Origin of the sequence: Falsiroseomonas sp. (assembly GCF_041690465.1) — a bacterium.
Classification (GTDB): domain Bacteria; phylum Pseudomonadota; class Alphaproteobacteria; order Acetobacterales; family Acetobacteraceae; genus Falsiroseomonas.
In genome coordinates, this window is the sequence record NZ_JAWLHG010000009.1 from 42,068 (window position 1) to 63,115 (window position 21,048).

Annotated in this window: 15 protein-coding genes; 7 read left to right on the plus strand and 8 right to left on the minus strand. The window is 71.5% G+C overall.

The window, feature by feature from the left end; translation table 11 throughout:
• Positions 1–11: 11 nt before the first annotated feature.
• The 6 genes from tssK to ACESM1_RS11470 all read right to left on the minus strand — a co-directional run bounded on the left by tssK (position 12) and on the right by ACESM1_RS11470 (position 6,259).
• On the minus strand, positions 12–1,337 hold the full coding sequence (tssK, locus tag ACESM1_RS11445) for a type VI secretion system baseplate subunit TssK (RefSeq protein WP_372620161.1): 1,326 nt from the start codon (positions 1,335–1,337) through the stop codon (positions 12–14).
• A 117-nt stretch (positions 1,338–1,454) separates the two neighbouring features.
• Entirely contained in the window at positions 1,455–1,916 is a 462-nt protein-coding gene (gene tssJ / locus ACESM1_RS11450) for a type VI secretion system lipoprotein TssJ (protein WP_372620162.1), read from the minus strand.
• Positions 1,913–3,418 (minus strand): type VI secretion system-associated FHA domain protein TagH, encoded by a 1,506-nt coding sequence (tagH, locus tag ACESM1_RS11455; protein WP_372620164.1) that lies wholly within the window; start codon positions 3,416–3,418, stop codon positions 1,913–1,915. Before tagH ends, tssJ begins: the two co-directional genes overlap by 4 nt.
• Position 3,419: 1 nt before the next feature.
• The gene (locus ACESM1_RS11460) at positions 3,420–3,710 is read right to left on the minus strand and encodes a PAAR domain-containing protein (protein ID WP_372620166.1); all 291 of its coding nucleotides are present in this window, start codon (positions 3,708–3,710) and stop codon (positions 3,420–3,422) included.
• 6 nt (positions 3,711–3,716) lie between these two features.
• The gene (locus tag ACESM1_RS11465) at positions 3,717–4,307 is read right to left on the minus strand and encodes a DUF6931 family protein (RefSeq protein ID WP_372620168.1); all 591 of its coding nucleotides are present in this window, start codon (positions 4,305–4,307) and stop codon (positions 3,717–3,719) included.
• On the minus strand, positions 4,307–6,259 hold the full coding sequence (locus tag ACESM1_RS11470) for a type VI secretion system Vgr family protein (RefSeq protein ID WP_372620170.1): 1,953 nt from the start codon (positions 6,257–6,259) through the stop codon (positions 4,307–4,309). Before ACESM1_RS11470 ends, ACESM1_RS11465 begins: the two co-directional genes overlap by 1 nt.
• A 231-nt stretch (positions 6,260–6,490) precedes the next feature.
• On the opposite strand from ACESM1_RS11470, the gene ACESM1_RS11475 reads away from it, so the two are divergent.
• Both ACESM1_RS11475 and ACESM1_RS11480 read left to right on the plus strand, forming a co-directional pair.
• A complete protein-coding gene (locus ACESM1_RS11475) occupies positions 6,491–9,478 on the plus strand; it encodes a CHAT domain-containing protein (RefSeq protein ID WP_372620172.1) in 2,988 nt (995 codons plus the stop codon).
• Between the two features lie 67 nt (positions 9,479–9,545).
• A complete protein-coding gene (locus ACESM1_RS11480; protein WP_372620174.1) occupies positions 9,546–11,744 on the plus strand; it encodes a serine/threonine-protein kinase in 2,199 nt (732 codons plus the stop codon).
• A 179-nt stretch (positions 11,745–11,923) separates the two neighbouring features.
• Here the strand turns inward: ACESM1_RS11480 and ACESM1_RS11485 are convergent, their stop codons facing one another.
• Together ACESM1_RS11485 and tssH are read right to left on the minus strand one after the other, a co-directional pair.
• Positions 11,924–12,409, minus strand: coding sequence for a type VI secretion system tube protein Hcp (locus tag ACESM1_RS11485; protein ID WP_372620176.1), 486 nt, complete (start codon positions 12,407–12,409; stop codon positions 11,924–11,926).
• A gap of 34 nt (positions 12,410–12,443) precedes the next feature.
• Positions 12,444–15,089, minus strand: coding sequence for a type VI secretion system ATPase TssH (gene tssH / locus ACESM1_RS11490; protein ID WP_372620177.1), 2,646 nt, complete (start codon positions 15,087–15,089; stop codon positions 12,444–12,446).
• Positions 15,090–15,215: 126 nt separating this feature from the next.
• On the opposite strand from tssH, the gene tssA reads away from it, so the two are divergent.
• The 5 genes from tssA to ACESM1_RS11515 all read left to right on the plus strand — a co-directional run bounded on the left by tssA (position 15,216) and on the right by ACESM1_RS11515 (position 21,047).
• Positions 15,216–16,361 (plus strand): type VI secretion system protein TssA, encoded by a 1,146-nt coding sequence (gene tssA, locus ACESM1_RS11495; protein ID WP_372620179.1) that lies wholly within the window; start codon positions 15,216–15,218, stop codon positions 16,359–16,361.
• A 190-nt stretch (positions 16,362–16,551) separates the two neighbouring features.
• Complete coding sequence (gene tssB, locus ACESM1_RS11500; RefSeq protein WP_372620181.1) at positions 16,552–17,061, plus strand: type VI secretion system contractile sheath small subunit; 510 nt, start codon at positions 16,552–16,554, stop codon at positions 17,059–17,061.
• A 4-nt stretch (positions 17,062–17,065) separates the two neighbouring features.
• A complete protein-coding gene (tssC, locus tag ACESM1_RS11505; RefSeq protein WP_372620182.1) occupies positions 17,066–18,556 on the plus strand; it encodes a type VI secretion system contractile sheath large subunit in 1,491 nt (496 codons plus the stop codon).
• 113 nt (positions 18,557–18,669) lie between these two features.
• Positions 18,670–20,226 carry a type VI secretion system contractile sheath large subunit gene (tssC, locus tag ACESM1_RS11510; RefSeq protein ID WP_372620183.1) on the plus strand — a complete coding sequence of 519 codons (1,557 nt, stop codon included), beginning with the start codon at positions 18,670–18,672 and terminating at the stop codon, positions 20,224–20,226.
• Complete coding sequence (locus tag ACESM1_RS11515) at positions 20,223–21,047, plus strand: type VI secretion system accessory protein TagJ (protein WP_372620185.1); 825 nt, start codon at positions 20,223–20,225, stop codon at positions 21,045–21,047. The genes tssC (ACESM1_RS11510) and ACESM1_RS11515 overlap by 4 nt, the downstream gene beginning before the upstream one ends.
• Position 21,048: the final 1 nt, after the last annotated feature.

Sequence of the window (21,048 nt, forward strand, 5' to 3'; positions counted from 1 at the left end):
CTGTGTGTGCGCTAGCCGCGGATCGCCCAGAGTTCCAGCCGCAGGTTCGGGAACTCGCCCGAGACATGGATGGCGAAGCCGCCGGAATTCTGCATGTGTGCCCAGTGCGGGCTGCCGCGGTCGAGCTCGAAGTAGGTCGCACCCGCGTAGAAGGGGATCTGCCGCGGCGCCACCGGCAGCGGGCGGACGGAAATGCCGGGCATCGCCACCGTCACCAGCTCGCGGATGTATTCCGCCGCACCGATCTTGACCTGCTGCGGGAACAGGCGGCGCAGCTGCTCGGCCGGCATGTCCGCCTGCACCGACAGCACGAAGGAGGCCGCGCGCAGGATGGAGCGGTCGGTCAGCGGGCCGACGCGCACGCCGTGCTTGCGCTCCTGCAGCGGGATAGCCACCGCGGTCTGCTCGATCACTGCCGAGAGTGAGCGGCGCAGATCGGCGACCACCGGTGCGTAGCTGCGCTGCAGATCCTCGTGCCGATAGGCGGGATAGGTGCCGGGTCGGCGCGTGCTTTCGGTGAAGGTGGCGAATTCGCCGGCCATCTGCACCAGCGTCGCGTAGAGTTCCTCCGGATGCACCGCGCCGGCATCGGCCCAGTGCATCATCAGCTTCTGCCAGCGGTTGACCGATTGCAGCAGCAGGAAGTCCGCGACTTCCGCCACGCCACGGGCGCCGGGGGCGCTGAGCCGGCCGGCCAGCGCCTCACCGCGCTGGTTCAGCATGCCGGCGAGCTCCGCCAGCAGCCCGGCCAGCGGCTGCACCGCCGCGGCGAGCAGCGCTGGCGGAATCCAGCGCTCATCCAGCACCACCTGGCGGGTGGCGGAGACCTCCACCACGCGGGCGAGGCCGATGCAGAGATAACCGGAGCGGTCCTCGCTCTCGAGCATGTAGCGCAGGCGCAGCTTGCCGACCTGCAGCTCGGCCGGCTGGGGGGAGGCGGATTGGGTGTCGTAGGCGCCGAAGGGCAGCGCACCATAGCGGCCTTCGCCTTCCGGTCCGGCGACCTCGGTGGCACCCGGCTGGCGAATCGGCAGCGCGAGATAGACCAGCGCGTTGCGCGTGTTCTCCGGCAGCTCTAGCGGCGGCGGGTGGTCAGCCTCGCTCGGGATGGCGAAGGCGGTGCCGTCCTCGAACAGGCCGGCGGCGCTGCCCACGGCGAATCGGCCGGTGGCGAGCAGATCGCGGTCCAGCGTGAGCTCGGTCACGCCCCAGGGGTGCGCGCGCAGCGGCCGGAAGGCGCCGCGCACGAGCGATTCCAGCCAGCGGTCCTGCTGCTGGAAATGCTGCGCACGCAGGAACATGCCTTCCTGCCAGATCACACGGCTGGACCAGCTCATGCTCGCCTCATGTTTCGGCGCAGCCCATGCCTGCCGTTCTCCCGTCCCTGCGCCGCGAGGCTATCAGTATCGCGCGGCGGCGGTAAGCCAATTCAACCGCCGCGTGTCGCGGCCGGGTCAGGATTCGACGTTGGCGACCACCGCGTTGCGCTCCAGGCGCACCTTGATCTTCGTCGGGCCGCTGGTTGCGATCGGCAGCACGGCGCGCCAGCGCGCGCCGGCATCCACGTCGCGGAACAGCGCGACCAGGCCGATCGCCTGCACCCCGGCCCGCGGCTCGCGCACGATGGTGCGCTTCTCGCCGGGCGCGATGACGAACTGCTCGGACCCGGCGCTGTCGGCGCCGAGGGTGTCGCGCTCCCGCTCGGTCAGCGCGAAGACGTCGCCGCGCTCGAACTTGGCGGTGGCGTTCAGCAGGTAGACCTGCAGCGCGACGGGGGAGGGGCGGCCGCTGGCGTCCGGGTTCTGGTCCGCGCCGCCTTCCACCTCGATCGTCACCACGGCCGGCGGCGGCGGCGGCGCCGCGCAGGCGCCGAGTGCGAGCAGCGAGGCGAGCGTGGTGCGTCGGGTGGCTTTCATGAATCCTCCGGTCTGGCTGCAGCCTCGCGCAGCGCTTCCTCATAGGCCCGGGCGAAGGCCTTGCCGAAGGCGCTGTCGAAATCGTCGGAGAGCGCGCGCACGAGCGCCTCGTGCTGCGCCTCATAGGCTTCGAAGGCGCGTGCCTTCTTCTGCATCGGCAGCAGGCCGCCGCCGGCCTGCGCCTGCGCCGCCTCCGGCGAGAGCTGGGCGAGCAGCTCGCGGACCGCCGTCTGCATCGCCGCCACCGAGGCCAGTTCGTGCAGCTTCAGGTCGCGCAGCGCCTCGGTCACCGCCTCGGCCGGCCCCATGTTGGTGCGCCTGCCGGTGCCGAGCAGGGCGGAGAGCGCATCGTCGTCATCGGCCGAGAACTTCAACGGATTGTTGCCGCGGGCGCGGATCATCGTCTGCTCGATGCGGAACTCGCCCTTGATGGCGGCGCGCGCGATCAGCACGGCGCGCAGGCCGGAGACCATGGCCCGGAAGGCGCTCCCGAGCGCCTCCATCGCTGCCACCGGATTCTCGAGCCGCGCGCCGGGCATGCCGGCGCCGCGCACGAAAGCCGCGAGCAGCGCGGTGTCCGGCGCGGCGGCCGCCGACGCCACGGGCTGCGCGATCGGTGCCGCGACAGCCGGTGCCGGCATCGGGGCGGGCGTGAAAGCGGGAGGCGCTGCCTCCACGAAGGGCGCCGCGGCGGGTGGCGGCGCCGGCGGCGCGGGGAAGGGCTCTGGTGTGGCGTCGCCGAACGACGAGGCGGCGGCGGGGGGCGGCGGGGGTGTCCCGGCGAAGCCGGGCGGCCCCGCCTGCCAGGGTGTCGGCGGTTCGATCGCCGGCGCCGGCGGCGCCGGGGCGGGCGCGGTCGGCGGCAGCAGCGGCTCGTCGAGGTCCCAATCGTCGGGCAGCAGGTTGGCCGGGCCGGGGGCGGCGGAGGGTGGGCGGAAGGCGTCCGACACGGAGGAGCTGTGATCGGCGATGCTCGGGCCCTGGAAGGGCTCCGGCTCGGACGGCGCGAAGGGGTCGAAATCCGGCGGCAGCAGCGACGATTCGTCGCGCCACCCGGAAGCCGGGCCAACCGGCGACTCGGCCGGTGTCATGGCCGGCGCCGGCGCGAAGGGATCCTCGTCGAACGGGTTGGCGCCGCGCATACCGATCTGCGAGGTGCCCGCGCCGCGCGACGGCACCACCGCATCCTCCTCGATGCGCAGTTCGATCTCATACGCGCCGAGCCGGATACGGTCGCCGTCGCGCAGGTCGCGCACCTGCCCCTGGCCGATCGGCTCGGCCTCGCGGTTCAGGTAGGTGCCGTTGGTGCTGGTGTCGGCGATCTGCCAGCCACCGCTGCGGAAGGCCAGCACGCAATGCCGCTTCGAGAGATGGCGATCCGGATCGGGCAGCACCCAGGCATTGTCGGGCGCGCGGCCGATGGAGAACTCGCCGCCGCCGGTCACGCGTGTCTCCGGCGCGACGCTGTCGGGACAGCGGAGCGTCGAAAGTGTCAGACGCATCTCAGCCGCCGATCAGGACGGTGGGAAAGCCGAAGACGATGGATCCGCCATGTGCGCAGGTGTCGCCCATCCGCGCCGCCGGCATGTTGCCGATCAGCACCGTGGCGGAGCCCTTCGCGATGGTGTTCGGCGGCCCGACGCAGATCGCCGGATCGGTGGCGCGCGCAGCGGGCATGTTGCCGATCAGCACCGTCGGGAAGCCCATGGCGATGATGCCGCCGACATGCGGCACCGGCCCGGTGAACATCGGGCAGAGATGCGGGTCGGCGAGGCGGGAGGCGGGCTGTCCCATGGCGTGTTAACCCCCAGGCGGCAGGCGGCCGGCACCGCCGGCGGCGATGTCGCGGGCGCTTTCCAGGAACCGCGCGAGGCGCGCATCGCGCTTGAGCGGATCGCCGCGCACCGCGGCGAGGTTGACCGCGCCCGAGATCGCGGTGCCGGTCAGGTGCGGCGCCGGTGGCACCTTCGGGACGTCGGGCGGGGCCATCGAATCGCCGGCCCAGAAGGCGCCGACCGCCGCCCAGGCCTCCGGCGTGTCGAGCCCCTGCAACTGCGCCAGCGCGAAGGCGGCGCGGCGGCTCTCGTCGGTCTGCTTGCGCACCCAGGTCTCGGCGGCGGCGCAGAGCTCGGCGAGGCCGGGGGGCGCATCGGCGGGCACGGTGTGGCGGGCGCACATGCAGGCCCACCACACCGCCTCCCGCTTCGGCAGCGCATGCGCGGTAAGCTTCGCGGCCTCGAGCAGGAAGCCGCCACCGGCCAGGCGCTCCAGCGCCTCCGTCACGCGGGTTGCGCCGGCGATCAGGGGCATCGCCTCCGGCGGGGGGGCGATGCGCTCGATCAGCTCCGGCAGCATGCCGTCGAGCTTGGTTGGGGGTGCGGCCTGCTGCATCAGTTGATCATCACCACGCCGCCCTTGAGGGTCAGCATGCCGTCGCCCTTCACGGTGGTCATTGGCGAGGCGAGCTCGGCCATACCGTCGGCCTTGAGCTTCAGCATCGGGCCCTTGATGGTTACGCCGTCGGGCGCGATCTTCACTTCGCTGCCGCCGACCTTCAGCGTGATGGACTGCGCCGCCTCGATCGTCACCGCGCCGGCATCGGCCTTCATGGTCACGTTGCCTGTCTTGACGCCGAGATCATAGTTGCCGGTCTTCACGCCCATCTTGTAGTTGCCGGTGTCTACGCTTTCCTCGTAGTTGCCGGTCTTCACGGTCAGCGTGCGGTTGCCGTCTTCCACGATCAGGGTCTGATTGCCCTTCACCGTAAAGTCCTGCTTGCCCTTGATCAGGACCGTCTCGTCGACCTTCACCTCGACGATGCGGCAATTGTCCACCTTCAGCGTCAGGTCGTTCTCGACCTTGATGTTGAAGTCCTTCTGGGCGTGCAGGTAGACCTGTTCCTCGCCCGCCTTGTCGTCGAAGGTGAACTCGTTGAAGTCGGCCGCGGCGCCGTCATCCACCGAGCGGCTGCGGAAGCCGGACTTGGTCTTTTCCGCCTTGCTGTAGATCGGCGTGTCCACGCCGTTGTAGAGCCCGCCAAGCACCACCGGCCGGTCCGGGTCGCCATCCATGAAGGCAACCGCGACCTCGGTGCCGACGCGGGGGATGAACTGGCCGCCCCAGCCCTTGCCCGCCCAGGGCTGCACCACGCGCGCCCAGATGGCCTGGTCGGGCGCCGCCTCGGCGCGGTGGTCCCAGAAGAAGCGGACCTTCACCCGCCCGAGGTCGTCGGTGAAGATGTTCCCCTCGCCATCGGCGCCGAGCACGATCGCGGCGTGCACGCCGTCCATGCGCGGGCGGCGGGTCTGCAGCGGCTGGCGCCAGGGTGTCGCTTCCGGGAAGATCTCGAAGCTGTTGCCGTAGCTGGGCGGGCCGGAGCCGGTGAGCCAGGTCTCGTCGGCCGCCTGATGCACCACGGCGCGCACGCCGTATTTGCCGGGCGGCAGGAAGGTGTCCTCGCCGATCACCTCGAAGATGTGGCCAGGGGCGAGCGGGATCCAACTGCCATCGCCCGCCAGCAGCGAGGCGCCAGCCTCGGCCGCCTCCATTCGCAGCCGCGCACGGGCCGCGGCGGCGGCGGGGTCGTCGGTGCCGGCCGGCCAGACGAAACTGTCCGGGCTCAGCGTGCCGGTCGCCGCCAGCACCGTCGCCTGCTCGCCCTTCACTTCGGTGGTGGGCGAGACCGGGTCGTAGTCGGCGGTCATCTCCTTGCCGCCGGCGATGCCCTGCACCGCGTGGATGGCGTTGACCAGCGCGCCTGCGGCCGGCAGCGCACCGATGTCGCCGAGGCTAGCGTTGGCATCGGTGACGACCAGCGTCTCGCCTTCGAAGAAGTAGTACCAGCCCGCCTCCTCCATGATGCGCGCGGCGAAGCGCAGCCGGTCCTCGTTGAACTGGGTCCGGTAGGGCAGCGGCGGGTTGTCGCCGGTGATGCGGAACTCGGTGCCGGAGATCTGGCTCTCGTCGAGCAGCGCCTCGATGATCTCCTGCGCCGTCTTCTCCTGGAAGACGCGGCAGTCATTGGCCAGCGACAGCGCCCAGAGCTTCGGCACGATCTTCAGCGTGCAGGTCTCGTAGCCGCGCGCATCCTTGCCGAGCGGGATGTATTCGCGCACCAGGCCGTGGAAATCCCGCTCCACATCGTCGCGCCGCAGACCGACCACCGCGGGCTTCTGCAGGATGTCGGCCGGCGCGAAGGGCGCGCGGACATGGACCGCGGTGACCTCGATCTCATACGGCTCGGAGATCGCCTCGCGCACATGCAACCGCGTCGGCGCCAGCACCTCGGCGTCGCCGTCAAGAGACATCCAGATCAGTGCACCCGAGCGAACGGGCAATTCCACCGCCATGTCCTCGCCCTGTTGCCCCGACCACACCGCCCGGGCACAGCCATGCTACCCTTCCCCGGAGGCGTGCGCCAGTCGCGCGGTTCTCCCCGTGAAGTTGACGAAACACTTGTTGGCGGCGCGCGCACGCCGCACCTTGCTGTTAATGGTTCTTGCGAGGGCGACGGAATGGGCGGGTCCAGCGTGCCGACCGGAGCACGCCGTTGGCCGACAGGCCGGCTGCTCCCGATGCTGCTCGTGCTTTCGGCCTGCACCGCGCCGCCACCCTCGGCCTATGTCGGTGGCAGCGGCGGCGCTGCCGGCGGCGGCGAGCCGGTTGGCGCGAACACGGTCGGCGAGGCCTGCACGCGCCAGGCCGCGCCGGGCGGCGGCGCGGACATCTACTGCGGCACCTGGCAGCAGCCGAGCGCGAGGCTGCGTCCCGCCGGTCCGGCCGGGCCGGCCGAACTCGCGGCGCTGGCCGGCTCCGGTCCCTGGCGGGCCGCGCTCGACGCCCGCTATGCCTGCGGCGCGCCGCGCCCGACCACCATCCTCGGCGATGCGCCGGCGCTGCTGATGGAATGCACGCGCCGGCTGGGTGGCTGGCCGCATCTCGCCCTCGTCACCTCCGTCGGCGGCGACGGCTGGCTTGCCGATGGCGTGCTGCCGGCGCTCCCGGCGTTGGAGCGTGCGATCGGGCTGGCCACCGGCCGCGCGCGGCCGGAAGGCAGCGGCGCCGCGGCCTCCGGCGCCGAGGCGCTGCTGGCCGAGCGCTTGGCGGCGCGCGCTTTCGGCTCCGACGACATCGGCACCTACCAGGCCCTGATGGCCGCCGGCAGCCGCGCCAACCAGGCCGAGAACGCCGCCGCGGCCGAGACCGCCTACCGCGCCGCGCTCGGCGTGCAGGAACGCGCGCTGGGCAATGACGACCCGGCGCTGGCGACGACACTGGCACTGCTTGCGCTGCAACTCTCGAACCAGGGCCGCTATCCGGCGGCCGAAGCGGCGCTGGCCCGCGCCGAGTCGCTCGCCGCCCGCCCCGGGGCGGAGGAGGTGCTGCCCGCCCGCCTGGCGCATTACCGCGCGCTGCATCTGCTGAACCTCGGCCGCCACGCGCAGGCATTGGCGCTGCTCGACCAGGCCGCGACCGGCTTTGAGCGGCAATTGCCGCCGGCGATGCTCTCCGGCCGTCCCGCCCTGGCCGACGGCTTCGGCGAGGTGGAGGTGATCGCGCGGCCACAGGTTCGCTCCGCCCTGCTCGGGCTGATCGAGGTGCGGCGCTACCGCGGCGTGGCGCTGCGCGCCCTCGGCCGGCCCGCGGAGGCGGAGGCGGCGGTGCGTGGCGCGGTGACGCTCGCGCGGTCCAATCGCGTGGTGGCGCCGGTGGTCTCCGCCCGGCTGACGCGGAGCGCTGCGATGGTGGAGGCGCAGCAGGGCGACACCGCCGGCGCGGCGAGCGGCCTCTCCCGCGCCGCGCTCGCCTTCGCCCGCGGCCTGCCCGGCACCCGGCCGGTGGCACGCACCGAACTGCTGCGCGCCGGCGTGATGGCCAGTCTCGGCCGGCAGGAGGAGGTGCTCGCCTCCTGCCGTGTGGCTGTCGGCGTGCTGACCACGCTGCGCTCCGGCATCGAGGCGGAGTTGCTGGAGCCCTGCCTGGCCGCCTACGCGGCGGAGGCGGCGCGCGATCCCGGCAGCGCCCAGGCGGTGCTCGCCGAGATGTTCGCCGCCGCGCAGCTGGCGCAGTCCGGCGTGACCAGCCGGCAGATCGACCAGGCGACGGTGCGCCTGGCCGACGCGGCGCGCGACCCGCGCGCGGGCGAGGCGATCCGCCGCTACCAGGATGCGCAGGTGGCGCTCGGCGAACTGCTGCGCGAGCGCGACGAGGCGGCGGCCGAGGGCGCGGCGCGTGCCCCGGTGCCGGAGGCGCTGGCGCGGCGCATCGAGGAAGCGCAGGCCGAGCTGGCCGAAGCCGATGCGGCCTTGCAGGCGGCGGCGCCGAAATACGGCCAGCTGGTGCAGCAGGCGGTGACGGCGCGCGAGGTGCTGGCGGCGCTCCGCCCCGGCGAGGCCTTCGCCAGCGTGGTGCTGACCGGCGGCGGCGGCGGCTGGACCTTCGTGCTGCGCGAGGGCCGCATCGCCGCCGCGCCGGTGGTGGGCGGGGAGGCGCGGATCGCCGCCCTGGTGCGCCGGGCGCGCGCCGGCATCGAGCGTACCGGGCCGGAGCTGCCGCGCTTCGACACCGCGGCGGCGCAGGAGCTCTATGCGGCGACCCTCGGCGCGCTGGCGCCGGCGCTCGAAGGCGCGACGGCGCTGGCGGTCGCACCTTCCGGCCCGCTGCTGGCGCTGCCCTTCGAGGTGCTGCTCACCGGCCCCGCCGATCCCGACCGGCTGGCCGAGGCGCCGTTCCTGGTGCGGCGGATGGCGATCGCGCATGTGCCGGCGGCGGCGAATTTCGTCGGGCTGCGCGGGCTCGCGCCTTCGGCGGCGGCGCGGCCCTGGTTCGGCTTCGGAGATTTCCGCCCGCCCTCCCGCGCCCAGGCCGCTCGCAGCTTCCCCGCCGAAAGCTGTGCCGAAAGCGCGCACCTCCTCGCCGCGCTGCCGCCGCTGCCGGCCGCGATTCGCGAGCTGGAGGTGGCGCGCCAGCTGCTCGGCGCCGCATCCGCCGACCGGCTGCTCGGCCCGGCCTTCACCGCCGAGGCGGTTCGCCGTGCAAGCCTGAACGAATACCGCGTGCTGCACTTCGCAACCCACGCCGTGCTGCCCGCCGAGATCGCCTGCCAGCCGGAGCCGGCGATCATCGCCTCGACGCCGGCGAATGCGCCGGACGCCGCCCCGGCGCTGCTGACGGCCTCGGCCATCGTCGGCCTCGACCTCGACGCGGATCTGGTCGTGCTGTCCGCCTGCAATTCCGGCGGGCCCGGCGGCAGCACGGCGGGCGAGAGCCTGTCGGGCCTGGCGCGCGCGTTCTTCTATGCCGGCGCGCGCGCCTTGCTGGTGACGCATTGGGCGGTGGACGACCAGATGGCGGCCTATCTGGTGGCCACGACGCTGGCCATCCGTCGCGAAGGGCAGGGCGCCACCGCCGCTCTGCGTGCCGCGCAGCTCTCCGTGCTGCAGGATGCCGGGCGCATCCTGCCGGCGCAGGTGGCGCACCCCTTCTACTGGGCGCCCTTCACGGTGATCGGCGAAGGCGGCGCTGCAAGCCCGGTTTCGCTCGGCGCCGCTTCGCGCCTATGATCAACGAAGCAGCAATCTCCGCCCGGCATTGCAGGGCGGGCGCGATGCGCGGCGCAGGGGGACAGGCGTGACGGAGCCAGGTAGCCGGCTCGGCAAGTACGAATTGCGCGGGACCCTGGGGCGCGGCGCCATGGGTGTCGTCTATGACGGCTGGGACCCGGTCATCGCCCGTCGCGTGGCGATCAAGACCGTGAAGGTGCCGGACCCGACCGACGCCGAGGCGATGGAGGAACTCGCCCGCTTCCGGCGCGAGGCGCAGGCAGCCGGGCGGCTGACCCATCCGAACATCGTCGGCGTCTACGACTACGGCGAGGACGGCAACATCGCCTACATCGTCATGGAGTTCGTGGACGGGCCGACCCTGAAGAGCCTGCTCGAGAAGCAGGAGCGCATGGCGTTGCCCGAAGTCGCGCGGGTGATGGAGGACGTGCTGGCCGGGCTGGCCTTCAGCCATGCGCGCGGCATCGTCCACCGCGACATCAAGCCCGCGAACGTCATGCTGAGCTCCGACGGGCGCGGCAAGATCGCCGATTTCGGCATCGCGCGGATCGAGAGCAGCAGCATGACCCAGGCCGGCACGGTGATGGGCACGCCGGCCTACATGTCGCCCGAGCAGTTCATGGGCCAGACGGTCGATGCGCGCACGGATATCTATTCCTGCGGCGTGCTTCTCTATCAGTTGCTGACCGGCGAGCGGCCCTTCGAGGGCGGCATGACGGCGATCATGCACAAGGCGCTGAACACGGAGCCGCCGAAGCCCTCGGAGCTTTCGGTGACGGCTCCGCCGGCGCTCGATGCGGTGGTTGCGCGCGCCATGGCCAAGCGGCCGGAGGGGCGCTGGCCGAATGCGGAGGCCTTCGCCGCGGCGATCCGCCAGGCGCTCGCGGCACCGGCGGCTGCGGCCGAGTCGCCCTCCGATGCGACGATGATCTCCGCGCCGCGCGCGGCGCCGCATCCGGCCCCCACACCGCCCCCTGCGCGGGCTGCCGCAGCCGCACCGGCAACGCCGGCGCGGAAAGGATTGCCGATGGTGCCGATCGCGGCCGGTGTGGTCGCGCTGGCGGCGATCGGTGGCGGTGCTGCGTTCTTCCTGCTCGGCGGAGAGGCGCCGCCGCCGCCCGTGCCGGTCGCCTCGGTCCCCGCGATCAGCACGCCTGCTCCCACGCCCATCGCCGCGCCGCCGGCGATGCCCGTGCCCACGCCTGCGCCGGCGCCGGCAAGCCAGGCGGCGGCGCCGCCCGCCACGCCCGCGCCTGCCGTGCCACCGCTTGCCGTGCTTCAGCCGGCGCCCTCGCCAGAACCGATCACGCCGGCACCGATCACGCCGGCACCGATTGCGCCGGCGCCGATCGCGCCGGCACCGATCGCGCAGGCGCCCCCGCCAGGTCCGCAGCCTCAGGCCGAAGCGCCGGCGCCTGTCGCGCAGGCTCCGCTGGTGCCCGCCCCTCCGGCGCCCGTCGTGCAGGCGCCGGTGAGCGAGCCGGCCCCGGCCCCGTCGCAGACACCCGCCCTGCCACAGAACTTCGCGCTGGCCCCGGTGGCGCCGCCGCCCGCGCCGGCTCCGCCTCAGCCGGTGGCGCTGCCCTCGGCGGCATCGATCCGTGCGGCGTTGGCCTCGGCGCTGCCGCCACTCTCGTGCTCGCTGATCTCCGGCACGGTCACCGAGCAGCAGGTGACGCTGCGCGGGGTGGTCGGACTTGGTGCGCCGGAGCGGGCGTTGCGCGACGCCGCCACCGCCGCCGCCGGCCGATTGCCGATCGACTGGCGCGTCAACGGGTTCGATGCGCCGTTCTGCCAGGCACTCGATGCGCTGCGGCCCGCGGCACAACCCTTCGGCACGCCCGGCGCGCTGAGCGTGGCGCTTGCGGGCAACACGACAAGGCTGAGAGACGGCGAACTGGTGACGGTTGTGGTGAATGGGCCGGACTTCCCGGCCTATCTCCACGTTTCCTTCCTGGTGCATGACGGCACGCTGGCGCATCTGCACCCGACGCCGAGCGATCCGCAGCGCCTGCTTCCTGCGCGTGGCACGCTGCGGCTCGGCGATCCTTCGATCGGCGGTCCGGCCTGGGCGGTTTCGCCGCCCTATGGCACCGACCTGATCATCGCGGTCGCCTCCTCGGTGCCGCTGTTCGACCGCCCGCGGCCAGAGGACGAGGATATCGGTGCCTTCCTGCGCGGCCTGCGCGCGGCGCTGGAGCAGGCGCGCCGCCGCGGTGCACGGGTGGCGGCCGATGCCTGGGTGTTGGAGACGGCGGCGCGGTAGAGGCGATCACGCAGCGGCAGGACCGTCCCGCAGCGCGGCTCGCCGCCACGCGTGCCCGGCTTCCCCGCATGAGCGGTGGCGGGCCGGCCGCAGGGCCCTGAAACAGGATCGGGCCGACCTTTCGGCCGGCCCGTCCCGCACGACAGGCTCCCCGGATGGCTGATCCGGGGCGGCCAGGATCAGGCGTTGGCCTGCATCTTCTCGAGGTCGAAGGAGACCTTCTCGCCGTCCGTCGGATTGAGCTTCGCGTCGAACTTCTTCGGCGTGACCTCGATCTTGGAGAAGTTCAGCGACAGGCTCTCGGACGGCTTGTCGCCGCCGCTCGACAGCGAGTATCCGGAGATGCCGCAGTTCCACAGCTTGATCACCATGAAGGTGTCCTGCTTGTTCTTGCTCGTGGAGGTCATCTTGATCTCGACGTCACGGTCGAGCAGGCCGGCGACCGATTCCTCGAAGAACTTGGAGGAGGAGGTCGCGTCCCAGGTCTTGGTGACGGTGATCTCGCTGATGCTCGGCTCGCTGCCCTCGCGGTTCGCGCCGGCGCCGCGCGCCGAGCCGATGCCGCGGCCGGCACCCATCTGGAGCGAGCCGAGCTCGACCCAGTCCTTGAAGCCCTCGGTGTCCACCGTACCCTTGATGTCACCGTATTTCATGTAGATTGCCATGATCCAGTCCCTTTCCTGCCTGCCCTCGTGATCCTCACGCCGCCTCGACCGTGTAGACGAAGCCGCCATCCGGGGCGAGGCCGACCCGGATGCCCCCGACCTGGCGTCCGTCCGCCAGGTGGGACAGCACCTCTGCCGAGAGTTCCGGCAGCAGTGTGCGCGAGAGGATGTTCTCCACGTTGCGAGCGCCGGATGAAGCTTCCGTGCAGCGCGCTGCGATTGCTTCGACAAGCGCCGGATCCCAGTCGAACCCGGCGCGATAGCTTTCGAAAACCCGCTTGCGGATCTTGTTGAGCTGCAGGCCGACGATCCGCCTGATGATCTCGTCCGGCAGCGGGAAATACGGCACCAGCGTGACGCGGCCGAGGAAGGCCGGCTTGAAGTACTTCATCAGCTCCGGCCGCAGCGCGGCGGCGAGCCCATCCGCGTCCGGCATCGTCTCCGGATCGGCGCAGAGCTTGGTGACCAGGTCCGTCCCGGCGTTGCTGGTCATGATGATGACGGTGTTCTTGAAGTCGATGTCCCGGCCTTCGCCGTCCTTCATGTTGCCCTTGTCGAACACCTGGAAGAACACGTCCTGCACACCGGGGTGCGCCTTCTCCATCTCGTCGAGCAGCACGACGGAATAGGGCTTGCGCCGCACCGCCTCGGTCAGGATGCCGCCCTCGCCATAGCCGACGTAGCCGGGCGGGCTGCCCATGAGGAGCGAGACCTTATGCTCTTCCTTGAACTCGGTCATGTTGATGGTGGTGAGGTTTTGTTCGCCACCGTAGAGCAGCTCGGCCAGCGTCAGCGCGGTCTCGGTCTTGCCGACGCCGGAGGTGCCGACCATCAGGAACACGCCGATCGGCTTGCGCGGATCGGTGAGGCCTGCGCGGCTGGTGCGGATCGCCTGCGCCACGGCTTCGAGCGCATGCGGCTGGCCGACGACGCGTGCTTCCATCGCGTCCTTCAGGTTCAGCACGGTGCGGATCTCGTCGCCGCGCATGCGTCCGGCGGGGATGCCGGTCCAGCTCTCGACGATCTCGGCCACCGCCTGGCCGTCCACCACCGGATGCACCAGCGGATGCTCGCCCTGCAGGTCGCGCAGTTCCTTGCTGAGCGCTGCGAGCTGCGTGCGCAGCCCGTCCTTGTCGCGCGTATCCTCCGGGTTCTCCACCACGGTGCGGATCTCGGCGAGCTCGTTGGCGAGCGCCTTCTCCCGTTCCCAGCGGGCATCGAGCCCGACCAGGTCGCCTTCGGCCGTGCTCTTCTCGGCGATCAGCTCGTCGCGTCGCGCGGCGAAGTCGGCGCCGGCGGCCATCTCGCGGCCGATGATGCCGAGCTCGGTGTCGATCAGCTCGATGCGCCGGCGGCGGTCCTCGATCTGCGCCGGGATCGCGGCCTGGCTCATGGCCACGCGCGCGCAGGCGGTGTCGATCAGGCTCACCGCCTTGTCGGGCAGCTGGCGCGACGGGATGTATCGCGCGGAGAGGCGCACCGCTTCGCTGACCGCCTCATCCAGGATGCGCACCTTGTGGTGCTTCTCCAGGGTGCCGACCAGGCCGCGGATCATCGCGATGGCGACGGGGATGGTCGGCTCCTCGACCTTCACCGTCTGGAAGCGGCGAGTCAGCGCCGCATCCTTCTCGAAATACTTCTTGTACTCGGCCCAGGTGGTGGCCGCGACGGTGCGCAGCTCGCCGCGTGCGAGGGCCGGCTTCAGCAGGTTGGCGGCGTCGTTCTGGCCCTGCTGGCCGCCCGCGCCGATCAGCGTATGCGCCTCGTCGATGAAGAGGATGACCGGCTTCGGGCTGGCCTTGGTTTCCTCGATCACCGATTTCAGCCGGTTCTCGAACTCGCCCTTCACGCCCGCGCCGGCCTGCAGCAGCCCGAGGTCGAGCGTGCGCAGCACCACGTCCTTCAGCGCCGGCGGAACGTCGCCCGAGGCGATTCGCAGCGCCAGCCCCTCGACCACCGCGGTCTTGCCCACGCCGGCCTCGCCAGTGAGGATCGGGTTGTTCTGGCGGCGCCGGGTCAGGATATCCACCACCTGGCGGATCTCGGTGTCGCGGCCGAGGATCGGGTCGATCTTGCCGGCGCGCGCCCGCGCGGTGAGATCCATGGTGAACTGGTCGAGCGCGGTGCCGCCGCCCATCGGCGCGGCCGGCTCACCGCCGGCGCCTTCGGCGCCCGCGGCGGCCGAGGGTGCGGCGGACTGCGATTCCGGCGTGGCGCCGCAGATCGAGGCGTAGTCGCGCCGCAGCTGGTCGGCCGGGATGCGCGCGAACTGGCCGGATGCCTCCCGCGCCCGGCGCGCCAGCGTCTCGTCCGCGACGAGGGCAAGGATCATGTGGCCGCTGCGCACGCGCGTGGCACCCTGCTCGATCGAGGCGAGCAGCCAGGCCTGCTTGGCGAGTTCCACGAGCTCGGGCGAAAGGCTCGGCGCGCGGGCGTTGCCGGTCTTCATCCGGTCCAGCGCCTTGCCGAGGTCCGCCGCGAAGCGCGCCATGTCCACGCCGTAATGGCGCAGGATCGCCGCGAAATCGGTGTCCGAACGATCACCGAGAGCGACGAGCAGGTGCTCGATTTCAACATTGTAGTGGCTGCGCGACAGGGTGAGCCCCGCCGACGCTTCCAGGGCTCGCCGACACGTATCGTTAAGACGTCCGACAAGCTGCTTGAGATCAACCGAAGCCATGGGCCCCCCTTTGGCGCCACAACCCTATGTGATAATGACCCGGTCAGTCCAGCAACGATAGCGTTTCACGGGTTTCACCGGCCTCCCGAAACGACGCCATCGGCATCACGGACAGGAGAGCGCCGCATGCCTGACGACACGCCCGCGCCCGTTCTGCCTGACGGCTTCGACCTCGAGGCACTGCTGGCTGCGATTCCCGGCGACGCGCCGCAGGGCGCCGACCTGCGGGAGGACTACTCCGCCCAGTCCCCCTATTTCCGCCTCCGCGACGCGCGGTCCGAGGCGCGCGAGGCGGAGCGTCGTGCCGAGTCGCTCGGCGACGATGCCGAGGCCTCGACGCCCGCGCAGTGGAAGACCGTGGTCTCGCTGGCCAAGTCGGCGCTGGCGGAGCGCACCAAGGACATCGAGATCGCGGCCTGGCTCACCGAGGCGATGGTGCGGCTGAACGGGCTGCCCGGGCTGACCGCCGGCGCGCTGCTGCTGCGCGGCCTCGCCGAGCGCTACTGGGACGGCGTGTTCCCGCTGCCGGACGAGGACGGGATCAGCACCCGCGTCGCGCCCGTGACCGGGCTCAGCGGTGCGGAGACGGACGGCACGCTGATGCCCGCGCTGCGTCGCCTGCCGCTGTTCACCCGGCCGAGCGGCCAGCCCTTCGGCTGGTGGGAGTGGGAGCGTTCGCAGGAACTCGGCGCAATTGCCGATGCGGCGCGGCGCCAGGCGCGGCTGGATGCTGGCACGGTGCCGCCCGATGAGGTGGAGAAGGAAGCGGTCGCCGCCGGCGTTGCGCATTTCGGGCGGCTGCGCCGCAGCCTTGCAGATGCCTCCGCCGCCTGGGGCGGCATGGGCGAGACGATGGATCGGCTCGCCGGCGCGGACGGCCCGTCCACCGGGCGGGTGATGGCGCTGCTGCGCGCGATGGCGGAGGTGGTGGACCGATTCGCCCCGGCCGTCGAAGCGGAGGCGCCGGACGCCGCCGAGGAGGCATCGGCGGCGGAGGACGGCGCGGCAGGGCCTGCCGGCGGCGCGCCGCGCGCCGGCGGGGCGGCGCCGGGCCGCAGCCGGGAGGAATACCTGCGCCAGCTGGTGGAGATCGCCGATTATTTCCGCCGGACGGAGCCCAATTCGCCCCTGGCCTACACGCTGCAGGACGCGGTCCGCCGCGCCCGCCTCTCCTGGCCCGACCTGCTGGTCGAGCTGGTGCCGGACGAGACCACGCGCCTTGCGATCCTCACCTCCCTGGGCATCAAGCCGCCCGAACCGCCGAGCGAGTGATCCGCCCGGCCGCCTGAAGGGCGGCGGCCGGTGCTGTTTTCGGACTCTCCCCTCGCAGTTCCTTGACCCATGGTGGTGGAACCTCTTAGCATTAGCGCAATCCGCGGTGAGCACTCGGCGCGGCCCTGCCGCTGCGGGGGGCGGCCTTTCCGGCTGCCGCGGAACGCCAAAGCCGCGAGGGGTCCACGTCATGAGTGAAAGCGTACACGGCAAGCTCAACCGCGTGCGGAAGCCGCGCGTGCACATCACCTATGAGGTGGAGACCGAGGGCGCGGAGGTCGTTCGCGAGCTTCCCTTCGTGGTCGGGGTGATGGGTGATTTCTCCGGCGACCCGACGGCGCCGCTGAAGCCGCTGGCCGACCGCAAGTTCGTCCAGATCGACCGCGACAACTTCAACGACGTGATGGCTTCCTTCACGCCCGGGCTGAAGCTCAAGGTGGACAACACGCTGGCCGGCGACGGCAGCCAGATGTCGGTGGACCTCGCCTTCAAGTCGATCGACGATTTCGACCCGGCGCGCGTGGCGCAGAAGGTGCCCGCGCTGGCCGCCATGCTCGAGACCCGCGCCAAGCTGCGCGACCTCATGAGCAAGGTGGATCGCTCGGAAGAGCTGGAAAGCCTGCTCGAGCAGGTGCTGAGTTCCGAAGCCGAGCTGAAGTCGCTCTCGGAGCAACTCGGCCTCGACAAGAAGGAGGGCTGAGCCGATGTCCGAAAGTGCAGCCGCGGGCGGCGCCGCCGCCTCGACGACGGAATCCTTCAGCCTCCTGGACCAGATCGTCTCCGCGACCAAGGCGACGGAGCCGGATCGCGCACAGGACCTGGTGAAGAACCTGATCGAGCAGGCGCTCGCGGGTACCGTCACCATCGACAAGAACCTGTCGCGCACCTTCGACCGCGCCATCGCTGCGATCGACGCCAAGGTGTCCGCGCAGCTCAACGCGATCATGCACGACCCGAAGTTCCTCAAGCTCGAGGGCTCGTGGCGCGGGCTGCACTACCTCGTGCAGAACAGCGAGACTTCCGTCTCGCTCAAGCTGCGCGTGCTGAACCTGCCGAAGCGCGAGATGACGCGCGACCTGACCAAGGCGGTGGAGTTCGACCAGAGCCAGCTGTTCAAGAAGCTCTACGAGAACGAGTTCGGCACCCCGGGTGGCGAGCCCTATGGCGCGCTGATCGGCGACTACGAGTGGACCAACCACCCGGACGACGTCGAGACTCTGCGGCTGATGTCGAACATCGCAGCCGCCGGCTTCTCGCCCTTCATCTCGGCGGCCGGCGCCGGGATGTTCGGCTTCAAGGACTGGCCGGAACTGTCGAAGCCCCGCGACCTCGCGAAGATCTTCGATGGGCCGGAATACATGAAGTGGCGCAGCTTCCGCGACAGCGAGGACAGCCGCTTCGTCAACCTGGTGATGCCGCGCGTCATCGCCCGGCTGCCGTATGGCGAGAACACCAAGCCGGTCGAGGAATTCGGCTACGAGGAAGCGCCGTCCGACGAGGTCACCGGCGCGGCCAAGCCGATGGGCCACCACGACTACTGCTGGATGAATGCGGCCTACGTGATGGGCGCGCGGCTGACCGACGCCTTCGCCAAGTATGGCTTCTGCGTTGCGATCCGCGGCGCCGAGGGCGGCGGCAAGGTGGAGAACCTGCCGACCCACGTCTTCACCTCGGATGACGGCGACAGCGACAGCAAGTGCCCGACCGAGATCGGCATCACCGACCGGCGCGAGTTCGAACTGTCGAATCTCGGCTTCCTGCCGCTCTGCCACTACAAGAACCAGGACTATGCGGTGTTCTTCGGTGCGCAGAGCACGCAGAAGCCGAAGAAGTATGACCGGCCGGAGGCGACCGCCAATGCGGCGATCTCCGCGCGCCTGCCCTACCTGATGGCGACCAGCCGGTTCGCGCACTACCTGAAGGTGATGGCGCGCGACAAGATCGGCTCCTTCATGGAGGCGTCGGACTGCGAGCGCTGGCTGAACCGCTGGATCAGCAACTACGTCAACTCGAACCCGAGCGCGGGTCCCGAGACCAAGGCCCGCTACCCGCTGCGCGAGGCGAAGGTCGAGGTGAAGGAGATCCCGGGCAAGCCCGGCTCCTACAACGCGGTGGCGTATATGCGACCCTGGCTGCAGATGGAGGAACTCACCACCTCCATGCGCATGGTCGCGCGCATCCCGCAGAAGGGGTGACCGGGCTGGCGTCCGCGCGCGGCCGCGCGGACGCGCCTCGGCCGGTGCCGGCCGCCATTCCCTTTGCGAGGTCAGCTTCGATGTGCCGCAGGCGAGGGATGGGGGGGCGGTAGGTGGACGAGACGATCGTCCTCCGTCCGTCGCGTCCGGCCGCTTCCCCGCTGCGCGAAGCGGTGCTGGCCGGTGCCTTCCTCGGCGAACGGCATGCCGAGGCCGGCACCCGCCTCGCCGGATTCGCGCGCGGCGGCACCGCTGCGGCGGCGGTGCGCGAGTGGTTCGGCGCCGCGGCGGAGCGCCTGCTGCATGACCAGGAGGCGCTGCGCGGCGCGCTGGACCGCGACATTGCCGCACTCGATGCCGCGATCGGCCGGCAGCTCGACGCGATCCTCCACCATCCGCGGCTGCAGCGGCTGGAAGGCAGCTGGCGCGGGCTGCACTGGCTTGCCGAAGGGATCGAGCCCGGGCGGAAGGTCAAGCTCCGCGTCTTGCAGGCCAGCTGGGCGGAGATCTGCCGCGACCTGGAGCGCGCGCCGGAATTCGACCGCAGCACGATGTTCCGCCTCATCTACGAGGAAGAGTTCGGCATGCCGGGCGGCGAGCCCTATGGCGTGCTGATCGTGGACCACGAATTGCGCCACCGTCCGGCAGCAGGTGCGCCGACCGACGATGTCTCGGCTGTCGCATCGCTCGCTGCGGTGGGCGCGGCCGCCTTCGCGCCGGTGGTGATGGCGGCGCATCCCGCGCTGCTCGAAGTGGAAGCCTGGCCCGAGCTTCAGGCGGTGCAGGATGTCACCGCCCCGCTCGCCGGGCCGGAGCATGCACGCTGGCGTGGCCTGGCTGCCCGCGCCGACCTGCGCTTCATCGGCGTCACCCTGCCGCGCCTGCTGGCGCGTGCGCCCTGGCGCGATGACCCGGCACGGGTGGACCGTTTCCGCTACGCCGAGCATGCGCCGGGCTGGCGGAGCCGCGTCTGGATGTCGGCAGCCTACGCCTTCGCCGCCAGCGCCAGCCGCGCCTTCGCCCAGCATGGATGGCCGGCCGATGTGCGCGGCGTGGAAACCGACCGCGTGGGCGGTGGCCTGGTCGAGCACCTGGCCGAGGAGCGTTTCGCCTCCGGCCCAGCCGAGGCCTGGCACCGCATACCGGCCGAGATTTCGCTGACCGACCGGCAGGAGCGCGCGCTGGTGGATGCTGGTCTGATGCCGGTCTGCGCCATGCCCTATGGGCGGGAGATGGTGTTCGGCTCGGTGCGCAGCCTGCAGGCACCGGGGCGCTATGGCGGCCCCAATGCGGCGGCGGCGGACGCGAATGCGCGGATGTCGGCGCAGGTCAATGCGCTGCTCTGCGCGGCGCGCTTCGCGCACTACCTCAAGGTGATCGGCCGCGACATGGTGGGCAGCTTCCAGGAGGCCGACCGCATCCAGCGCCGGCTGCACGAGTGGCTGCAGCGCTATGTCAACGCCAACAGGAACGCCACCGGCGACCAGCGTGCCCGCTACCCGCTCGCCGAGGGTCGCATCTCCGTCGAGGAGAAGCCGGGCAAGCCCGGCGTGTACGGCTGCACGGTGCATCTGCGCCCGCACCACCAGCTTGACGACGTTTCCGCCACCTTCATCCTGCTGACCGAGATCTCGGCACCAGGCCGCAGAGGAGCCAACGCAGCACCATGAGTGGCAACGCTCCCAAGCCCGGCGAAGCCGGGAATTTGTTCCACGCCGGAAAGCTGGCCGATGCCGTCGCCGCGGCCGGCGCGGCGGTGAAGCGAGCGCCGGGCGACCTCGGCGCGCGCATCCTGCTGGCCGAGCTGCTGGCCTTCTCCGGCAATGCGGAGCGGGCGGACGTGATCCTCGACGCCGCGGCCGATGTCGAGCCCGCGGCCGCGGTGGCGGTGGCGGAGTTCCGCCAGCTGCTGCGCGCCGAGGGGGCGCGCCGGCAGCTGTTCCGCGATGGTCGCGTGCCGGAATTCCTCGGCGAGCCGAATGCCGCGCAGCGCCACGCGCTGGCCGCGTTGGTGGCCTTGCGCGCCGGCGACGCGGCGGAGGCCGCGCGGCTCTCGGCGGAGGCGGAGGCGGCGCGACCCAAGGTCGCCGGCCGCCACGAGGGCCACGCATTCGACGACATGCGCGACGCCGACGACCTGCTGGCCGCCAGCTTCGAGGTGCTGACCACCACGGGCAAGTATTTCTGGATCCCGGTCGAGCGCGTCGCGAGCGTGGAATTCCACGCGCCGCGGCGCCCGCGCGACCTGCTGTGGCGGCGCGCCAGCATGTCGGTGAACCAAGGGCCGGATGGCGACGTCTACATCCCGGCCATCTATGCGCCGCCCGAGGGAATGGACGACGCCTCGCTGCTGCTCGGCCGCTCGACCGACTGGGTCGGGCCGGAGGAGGGGCCGGTGCGCGGCCTCGGCCAGCGCACCTTCCTGCTCGGCGAGGAGGCTGCGACGATCATGGAGCTGAAGACGCTGACCTTCGGCGCCGCAGAAGGCTGAG

What these genes read in the sequence shown, in the direction of transcription:
- tssK (WP_372620161.1), bottom strand. Translation starts at nt 1,337, where the DNA reads ATGAGCTGGTCCAGCCGTGTGATCTGGCAGGAAGGCATGTTCCTGCGT.
- tssJ (WP_372620162.1), bottom strand. Translation starts at nt 1,916, where the DNA reads ATGAAAGCCACCCGACGCACCACGCTCGCCTCGCTGCTCGCACTCGGC.
- tagH (WP_372620164.1), bottom strand. Translation starts at nt 3,418, where the DNA reads ATGCGTCTGACACTTTCGACGCTCCGCTGTCCCGACAGCGTCGCGCCG.
- ACESM1_RS11460 (WP_372620166.1), bottom strand. Translation starts at nt 3,710, where the DNA reads ATGGGACAGCCCGCCTCCCGCCTCGCCGACCCGCATCTCTGCCCGATG.
- ACESM1_RS11465 (WP_372620168.1), bottom strand. Translation starts at nt 4,307, where the DNA reads ATGCAGCAGGCCGCACCCCCAACCAAGCTCGACGGCATGCTGCCGGAG.
- ACESM1_RS11475 (WP_372620172.1), top strand. Translation starts at nt 6,491, where the DNA reads ATGCTGCTCGTGCTTTCGGCCTGCACCGCGCCGCCACCCTCGGCCTAT.
- ACESM1_RS11485 (WP_372620176.1), bottom strand. Translation starts at nt 12,409, where the DNA reads ATGGCAATCTACATGAAATACGGTGACATCAAGGGTACGGTGGACACC.
- tssH (WP_372620177.1), bottom strand. Translation starts at nt 15,089, where the DNA reads ATGGCTTCGGTTGATCTCAAGCAGCTTGTCGGACGTCTTAACGATACG.
- tssA (WP_372620179.1), top strand. Translation starts at nt 15,216, where the DNA reads ATGCCTGACGACACGCCCGCGCCCGTTCTGCCTGACGGCTTCGACCTC.
- tssB (WP_372620181.1), top strand. Translation starts at nt 16,552, where the DNA reads ATGAGTGAAAGCGTACACGGCAAGCTCAACCGCGTGCGGAAGCCGCGC.
- tssC (WP_372620182.1), top strand. Translation starts at nt 17,066, where the DNA reads ATGTCCGAAAGTGCAGCCGCGGGCGGCGCCGCCGCCTCGACGACGGAA.
- ACESM1_RS11515 (WP_372620185.1), top strand. Translation starts at nt 20,223, where the DNA reads ATGAGTGGCAACGCTCCCAAGCCCGGCGAAGCCGGGAATTTGTTCCAC.